This is a genomic window from Nonomuraea sp. NPDC003214, from assembly GCF_053590035.1.
In genome coordinates, this window is sequence record NZ_JBSFSX010000016.1 from 138,691 (window position 1) to 147,055 (window position 8,365).

6 protein-coding genes are annotated in these 8,365 nt (G+C 67.7%); all 6 read left to right on the plus strand.

Features of this window, described 5'->3' with window-relative positions; translation table 11 throughout:
• Window positions 1-2 precede the first annotated feature (2 nt).
• The gene (locus ACWDXC_RS38105) at window positions 3-869 is read left to right on the plus strand and encodes a helix-turn-helix domain-containing protein (RefSeq protein ID WP_219516053.1); all 867 of its coding nucleotides are present in this window, start codon (window positions 3-5) and stop codon (window positions 867-869) included.
• Window positions 870-1,017: 148 nt separating this feature from the next.
• Window positions 1,018-2,394, plus strand: a complete 1,377-nt coding sequence (gene tig / locus ACWDXC_RS38110) for a trigger factor (protein ID WP_364184508.1) — start codon at window positions 1,018-1,020, stop codon at window positions 2,392-2,394.
• Window positions 2,395-2,569: 175 nt separating this feature from the next.
• The gene (locus ACWDXC_RS38115) at window positions 2,570-3,202 is read left to right on the plus strand and encodes an ATP-dependent Clp protease proteolytic subunit (protein ID WP_219516065.1); all 633 of its coding nucleotides are present in this window, start codon (window positions 2,570-2,572) and stop codon (window positions 3,200-3,202) included.
• Between the two features lie 11 nt (window positions 3,203-3,213).
• Window positions 3,214-3,837, plus strand: coding sequence for an ATP-dependent Clp protease proteolytic subunit (locus ACWDXC_RS38120; RefSeq protein ID WP_219516066.1), 624 nt, complete (start codon window positions 3,214-3,216; stop codon window positions 3,835-3,837).
• A gap of 183 nt (window positions 3,838-4,020) precedes the next feature.
• A complete protein-coding gene (gene clpX, locus ACWDXC_RS38125; RefSeq protein ID WP_049576077.1) occupies window positions 4,021-5,304 on the plus strand; it encodes an ATP-dependent Clp protease ATP-binding subunit ClpX in 1,284 nt (427 codons plus the stop codon).
• Window positions 5,305-5,394: 90 nt separating this feature from the next.
• A complete protein-coding gene (locus ACWDXC_RS38130; protein ID WP_449990591.1) occupies window positions 5,395-7,962 on the plus strand; it encodes a valine--tRNA ligase in 2,568 nt (855 codons plus the stop codon).
• Window positions 7,963-8,365 lie beyond the last annotated feature (403 nt).

Below are 8,365 nucleotides of genomic sequence, written 5' to 3' on the forward strand. Positions count from 1 at the left end.
AAGTGACGCAGAACCAGCCGGGTTCCGGGCCTACGGCGCTGCGCATCCTCCTGGGCTCCCAGCTGCGCAGGCTCAGGGAAAGCAGGGGCGTCACGCGCGAGGAGGCGGGCCACCTCATCCGGGGGTCCGAGTCCAAGATCAGCCGTATGGAGCTGGGCCGGGTCGGGTTCAAGGAGCGTGACGTGGCCGACCTGCTCACCCTGTACGGAGTGGTCGACGACGGGGCCCGCGCCGCCGTGCTGGACCTGGTCGCGACCGCCAACGAACCCGGCTGGTGGCACCGCTTCAACGACATCCTCCCCACCTGGTTCCAGGCGTACGTCGGCCTCGAGGAGGCCGCCGCCCGGATCAGGACGTACGAGGTCCAGTTCGTGCCGGGACTGCTCCAGACCAAGGAGTACGCGCGCGCGGTCGTCACGGCGGGGTCCGCCGGGGTCGGCGCGGAGGAGATCGCGCGGCGGGTCGACCTGCGGCTCGAACGCCAGCGCGTGATCGACAGGCCCGACGGCCCGGTCTTCTGGGCGGTGATCGACGAGGCGGCGCTGCGCCGGCCCATCGGCGGCGCCGAGGTCATGAAGGCGCAGCTGCAGCACCTCATCGACCTCATGCGCCAGCCGAACATCACCATCCAGATCATGCCGTTCAGCTTCGGCGGCCACAGCGCGGAGGGCGGCGCGTTCAGCATCCTGCGCTTCCCCGACAGCGACCTGCCCGACGTGATCTACGTCGAGCAGCTCGCCAGCGCCCTCTACCTGGACAAGCGTGAGGACGTGGACCGCTACACCGAGGTCATGGAGAGGTTGTGCGCCGTCAGCACGACCCCGGACGAGACCATCGAGCTGCTGCGCGTCATCGCCGAAGAGTTCTGAGAGCTACCTGCTCTGCCCTAGACTGACGGACGGCGTTTGGATCCGCCGTGGCGGAGCATGCCCAGCGCCAATACGTGGGCGCGGCGCGCGAGCCGTACCGAATGGACGCGCCCGCGATCACCAGAAGCTTGATCAAGGAGACCACCCCGTGAAGACCGCTGTCGAGGAGCTCAGCCCGACCCGGGTGAAGCTCACTGTCGAGGTGCCGTTCGACGAGCTGCGCCCGAGCATGGATGCGGCGTACAAGAAGGTCGCGCAGCAGGTGCGCGTCCCCGGGTTCCGTCCTGGCAAGGTCCCGGCCCGCATCATCGAGCAGCGCTTCGGCCGGGCGGTAGTGCTGGAGGAGACCCTCAACGACGCGGTGCCCAAGCTCTACGGCCAGGCCGTGGACGAGGTAGACGTGTTCCCGGTCAGCCAGCCCGACATCGAGGTCACGAAGATCGAGGACGGTGAGCAGATCGAGTTCACCGCCGAGGTCGACATCCGGCCCAACTTCGACGTCCCCGACTACAAGGGCGCCGAGGTCACCGTCGACGCCGCCGAGGTCTCCGACGCCGACATCGACGCCCAGCTCGACTCGCTGCGCCAGCGTTTCGCCACGCTGACCGGCGTCGAGCGGCCCGCCGCCACCGGCGACTTCGTCGTCATGGACCTGCGTGCCGAGATCGACGGCCAGAACATCGAGGAGCAGCAGGCCAGCGAGGTCTCGTACGAGGTCGGCGCCGGCTCGGTGCTGCAGGGCCTCGACGCCGCCCTCGAGGGCATGTCCGCGGGCGAGGAGAAGACCTTCAGGACCGAGCTCGTCGGCGGCGCCAACGCCGGCGAGGAGGCTGACGTGATCATCAACGTCAAGTCGGTCAAGGAGAAGGTCCTGCCCGAGCTCGACGACGAGTTCGCCCAGCTGGCCAGCGAGTTCGACACGCTCGACGAGCTCAAGGCGAGCATCCGCGAGCAGGCCCGCCGCAACAAGCTCATCGAGCAGGTCGTCCAGACCCGCGAGAAGGCCCTCGACACGCTGCTCGACAAGATCGACATCCCGATCCCCGACAGCGCGCTCAAGGCCGAGATCGACGCCCGCAAGCACAACCTCGACCACCAGATCGCCGAGAGCGGCCTGAGCCGTGACGCCTTCTTCCGTCTCTACCAGACGACGGAGGAGGAGCGCTTCGCCGAGTTCGAGACCAGCTCCGCCAAGGCGATCAAGGTCGGCTTCGTGCTCGACAAGATCGTCAAGGCCGAGGAGCTCGGCGTGACCGAGCAGGAGCTGACCAACTTCGTGGTGCGCCGCGCCATGGAGATGGGCGTCCAGCCCAACCAGCTGGCCCAGCACCTGGCCGACAACGACCAGCTCACGCTGGCCATGGTCGAGATCGTCCGTGACAAGGCCAAGTCCGTCATCGGTGACGCCGCCAAGGTCGTCGACACCGAGGGCAACGAGGTCGACCTCAAGGCCATCTACACCGAGATCAACGGTGAAGAGGTCGTCGAGGAAGAGGACGAGTCCGAGGAGAAGGCCGAGGCCTGATCCCCGCCCCAGCACGCGCGAAGCCCCCAAGCCCCTGGCCTGGGGGCTTCGCGCGTGCCGGAGACCCGACCTGCGCCGTCAGCGAACAGTACGTGGACCGGGCATGACCGGGGGGCGGCGCGCGTTAGGGTCACAAGCAAAGCCCATCGATTACGACGCATCGGAAGGTGACGCTGTGACCAGCCCGCCGACCTTCTATCAGCCTGAGTCGCGAGGCCGTGAGAACGGCACGTCCTTCCGGCTTGAGGACCAGCTTTACCAGCGCCTGCTGCGCGAGCGCATCATCGTGCTCGGCCAGGAGGTCAACGACGAGATCGCCAACCGGATCTGCGCCGAGCTGCTCCTGCTGGCCGCCGACGACCCGGATCGCGACATCAGCCTTTACATCAACTCGCCCGGCGGCTCCGTGAGTGCCGGCATGGCGATTTACGACATGATGGAGTACGTGCCCAACGACGTCTCCACCGTGGTGATGGGCATGGCGGCCTCGATGGGGCAGTTCCTGCTCTCGGCGGGGGCGCCGGGCAAGCGCTACGCGCTGCCGCACGCCCGCGTCATGATGCACCAGCCCTCGGGCGGCATCGGCGGCACGGCGGCCGACATCGCCATCCAGGCCGAGCAGATGCTCTACGTGAAGAAGACGCTGGCCGAGCGGATCGCCTTCCACACCGGCCAGCCGCTGGAGCAGATCGAGGCCGACTCCGACCGCGACCGCTGGTTCACGGCCGACGAGGCCAAGGACTACGGCTTCATCGACCATGTCGTGCGCAGTGCTCGGCAGGTGCCCTCGCAGGGCCCGGTTTCCTAGGGGTATCTACTGTGAACATCGAAAGCCGCTACGTGCTCCCGCAGTTCACCGAGCGCACGTCCTACGGGACCAAGACCATGGACCCGTACACCAAGCTGTTCGAGGACCGCATCATCTTCCTCGGCGTGCAGATCGACGACGCGTCGGCCAACGACGTCATGTCGCAGCTGTTGACGCTGGAGTCCCTCGACCCCGACCGTGACATCAGCATCTACATCAACTCGCCGGGCGGCTCCTTCACCGCCATGACGGCGATCTACGACACGATGCAGTTCGTCCGGCCGGAGATCCAGACCGTCTGCCTCGGCCAGGCCGCCTCCGCGGCGGCCGTGCTGCTGGCCGGCGGCACCCCGGGCAAGCGCTTCGCGCTGCCCAACGCCCGGGTGCTGATCCACCAGCCGTCCACCGAGGGCGGCGGCCAGGGCAGCGACATCGAGATCCAGGCCCGCGAGATCCTTCGCATGCGGACCCTCCTTGAGGACATCGTGGCGAAGCACTCGGGAAAGACCTCTGCCGAAGTCCGCAAGGACATCGAACGCGACAAAATTCTCAACGCGGATGAGGCAAAGGCGTATGGTCTGATCGACGACATCATCCCGTCCAGGAAGAAGCGAGCTCAGGCTGTGGCTTCCTAGACGAGACGACCCGCACCGGAGCGGTGCCCAATAGGGCACGTTCCGGTGCGACTCGCCGCTAGGGGGCTCACTGAGGGCCCAGAAGACGGTAACGTCGAAACCTGAGCGGTTCGGCCTAGTCCGGAGGATGTCCGGCGACACTGCTCGATGAGCAGGGCGGTCCCACGCAAAGGAGTATCTGGGGTGGCACGCATCGGCGACGGGGGAGACCTGCTGAAGTGCTCGTTCTGTGGAAAGAGCCAGAAGCAAGTCAAAAAGCTCATTGCCGGTCCAGGCGTCTACATCTGCGATGAGTGCATCGATCTCTGCAACGAGATCATCGAGGAGGAGCTCTCCGAGTCCTCCGAGCTCAAGTGGGACAACCTGCCCAAGCCGAGGGAGATCTTCGAGTTCCTCGACGCCTACGTCATCGGTCAGGACAAGGCGAAGAAGGCGCTCTCGGTGGCGGTCTACAACCACTACAAGCGGGTGCAGTCCGGCGACCGGGGCAGAGACGACGGCCTGGAGCTGTCCAAGAGCAACATCCTGCTGCTGGGCCCCACGGGCTCGGGCAAGACGCTGCTCGCCCAGACGCTGGCGAAGATGCTCAACGTGCCCTTCGCCATCGCCGACGCCACCGCCCTCACCGAGGCCGGTTACGTGGGCGAGGACGTCGAGAACATCCTGCTCAAGCTCATCCAGGCCGCTGACTACGACGTCAAGAAGGCCGAGACGGGCATCATCTACATCGACGAGGTCGACAAGATCGCCCGCAAGAGCGAGAACCCGTCGATCACCCGCGACGTCTCCGGTGAAGGCGTGCAGCAGGCCCTGCTGAAGATCCTCGAAGGCACCACCGCCTCGGTGCCCCCGCAGGGCGGCCGCAAGCACCCGCACCAGGAGTTCATCCAGATCGACACCACCAACGTGCTGTTCATCTGCGGTGGCGCCTTCGCCGGCCTCGAGAAGATCATCGAGTCGCGCATCGGCAAGAAGGGCATCGGCTTCAACGCCGTCATCCGCTCCAAGGAAGAGATCGACTCGGTCGACATCTTCGCCGACGTGATGCCCGAGGACCTGCTGAAGTTCGGCATGATCCCCGAGTTCGTCGGCCGCCTGCCGGTCATCACCTCGGTGCACAACCTCGACCGCGAGGCGCTCATCCAGATCCTCACCGAGCCGCGCAACGCCCTCGTCAAGCAATACCGCAAGCTCTTCGAGCTCGACGGGGTCGAGCTGGAGTTCACCGACGACGCGCTCGAGGCCATCGCCGACCAGGCGATCCTGCGCGGCACCGGCGCCCGCGGCCTGCGCGCCATCCTGGAGGAGGTGCTCCTGTCGGTCATGTACGAGGTACCGTCCCGGCAGGATGTGGCCCGCGTGGTCATCACCCGCGAATCGGTCCTGGAGCACGCCATCCCGACGCTCGTCCCGCGCGACCAGCTCGCCGCCAAGCAGCAGCGGACCCCGCGCGAGAAGTCGGCCTGAGCCGCCGCTGAGCCGCCGCGACAGCGGCAACGCCCCGTGGACCCGGTCCATGGGGCGTTTCCCTTTCCCGTCTCCCTAGAATTGGTCACTGTGACAACGCCAGAGCTGCCTACCCAGTACACCCCGGCCGACGTCGAGACCCGAAGCTACGAGCGATGGGTGTCCGAAGGCTACTTCCACGCCGACCCGGGCAGCTCGCGGGAGCCGTACAGCATCGTCCTGCCCCCGCCCAACGTCACCGGCGTGCTGCACATCGGTCACGCGCTCGACCACTCCATCCAGGACGCCCTGAGCCGCCGCGCCCGCATGCGCGGGCACGAGACGCTGTGGCTGCCCGGCATGGACCACGCCGGCATCGCCACGCAGAACGTCGTCGAGCGCAAGCTCGCCGCCGAGGGCCTGTCCCGCCACGACCTGGGCCGCGAGGCGTTCGTCCAGCGGGTCTGGGAGTGGAAGGAGGAGTCCGGCGGCCAGATCCTCGGCCAGATGCGCAAGCTCGGCGACGGCGTCGACTGGTCGCGCGAGCGCTTCACCATGGACGAGGGCCTGTCCCGGGCCGTCCAGACCATCTTCAAGAAGCTCTTCGACGACGGGCTGATCTACCGCGCCGAGCGCATCATCAACTGGTGCCCGCGCTGCCTGACCGCGCTGTCCGACATCGAGGTGGAGCACAGCGAGGACGAGGGCGAGCTCGTCTCGATCCGCTACTCCGACGAGATCGTGGTCGCCACCACCCGGGCCGAGACCATGCTCGGCGACACCGCCGTGGCCGTCCACCCGTCCGACGAACGCTACGCGCACCTGGTCGGCACCCTGGTCGAGGTGCCGCTGACCGGCCGCATGATCCCGGTGGTCGCCGACGAGCACGTCGACCCGGCCTTCGGCACCGGCGCCGTCAAGGTGACGCCCGCGCACGACCCCAACGACTTCGAGATCGGCCGCCGCCACTCGCTGCCGTCGCTGACCGTCATGGACGAGCGCGGCGTCATCACCGCGCACGGCCCGTTCGAGGGGCTCGACCGGTTCGAGGCACGGCCCGCCGTGGTCGCGGCCCTGCGCGCCGAGGGGCGCATCGTCGCCGAGAAGCGCCCGTACGTCCACTCCGTCGGCCACTGCTCGCGCTGCAAGACTGTGGTCGAGCCGCGGCTGTCGCTGCAGTGGTTCGTCAACGTGGCGCCGCTCGCCAAGGAGGCCGGCGACGCGGTGCGCGACGGGCGCACCCGTATCCACCCGCCGGAGCTGGCCAAGCGCTACTTCGACTGGGTCGACGACATGCACGACTGGTGCATCTCCCGGCAGCTGTGGTGGGGCCACCGCATCCCGGTCTGGTACGGCCCGGGCGGCGAGGTCGTCTGCGTGGGCCCCGACGAGACCCCGCCGGAGGGCTACGTCCAGGACCCGGACGTGCTCGACACCTGGTTCTCCTCCGGCCTGTGGCCGTTCTCGACGCTCGGCTGGCCCGACGCCACGCCCGAGCTGGCCCGCTTCTACCCGACCTCGGTGCTCGTCACCGGCTACGACATCCTGTTCTTCTGGGTCGCGCGGATGATGATGTTCGGCCTGTACGCGATGGACGGCGAGCCGCCGTTCCGCGTGGTGGCCCTGCACGGCATGGTGCGCGACCAGTACGGCAAGAAGATGTCGAAGTCGTTCGGCAACGTCGTCGACCCGCTCGACTGGGTGGAGCGCTTCGGCGCCGACGCCACCCGCTTCACGCTGCTGCGCGGCGCCAACCCCGGCGCGGACGTGGCGGTCAGCGAGGAGTGGGCGGCGGGCTCGCGCAACTTCTGCAACAAGATCTGGAACGCCACCCGGTTCGCGCTGATGAACGGCGCCACCGTCGGCCCCCTCGAAGGGCTTACGCTGACGGCGGCCGACCGGTGGATCCTGTCGCGGCTGCAGAGCGTGATCAAGGCGGCCGACGAGGCGTTCGAGGAGTTCGAGTTCGCCAAGGCGTCCGACCTGCTCTACCACTTCGCCTGGGACGAGGTCTGCGACTGGTACCTGGAGCTGGCCAAGATCCAGCTCGGCGAGGGACTGGAGCACACCCGGCTGGTTCTCGGGCACGTGCTCGACGCGCTGCTGCGGCTCATGCACCCGCTCGTCCCGTTCGTCACCGAGGAGCTGTGGCGGGCGGTCACCGGCGGGGAGTCCGTCGTGGTGTCCTCCTGGCCGCAGGCCGATCCGAGCTACGCCGATCCCGCGGCGGAGGCGGAGATCGTCGCGCTGCAGGAGCTGGTGACCGAGGTGCGCCGGTTCCGCTCCGACCAGGGCCTCAAGCCCGGCCAGAAGGTGGCCGCGCGGCTGGCGCTGGCCGGCACCCCGCTCGCGGGGCAGGAGTCGGCCGCCCGGTCGCTGCTGCGGCTCACCGAGCCGTCGGAGACCTTCAACCCGACGGCCAGGTTCGCCGTGGGCGGGGTGGGCGTCGAGATCGACACGGCGGGCGCGATCGACGTGGTCGCCGAGCGCAAGCGGCTGGAGAAGGACCTGGCCGCCGCGCGTAAGGAGGCCGCCCAGGTCGCCGGCAAGCTCGGCAACGAGCAGTTCATGGCCAAGGCGCCAGCCGACGTGGTGGCCAAGGTGCGGGGGCGGGCCGACCAGGCCGCCGCGGACATCGAGCGCCTCGAGTCCCAGCTCGCCGCGCTGGGTTTGAGCTAGCCGGACGAGGGGAAGGTTCATTCGTTACCGAGAATGGACCTTCCACGGTCCAGAGGCTGCTACAGTTTTCCACGCGGGGCGGTTCAGCCCCCAAACCCCTTGCAACGGATCTCCGGGCAACCGGCCGTGTCAGAGCGTGATTGGACACGGCGCGAAAGTTCGGGTAAGTTACGAGGGTTGCCTCGGAAGGGGCGTCCGGAAGCTACCGGATCGGGCGGTTTGACAAGGATCGTCCGGATCTGATAAGCTAGCGGAGCTGAAACGAGCGCCTCCGGCGCTGAGACCCACGGTCTCGGTCAAGGAAGTACGCGTCCGTTTCTTGAGAACTCAACAGTGTGTCAAAAGCCAGTGCATGAAGTTTTTCATGCAACACCTCGTCAAATATGACGGAGATAATGTTGCC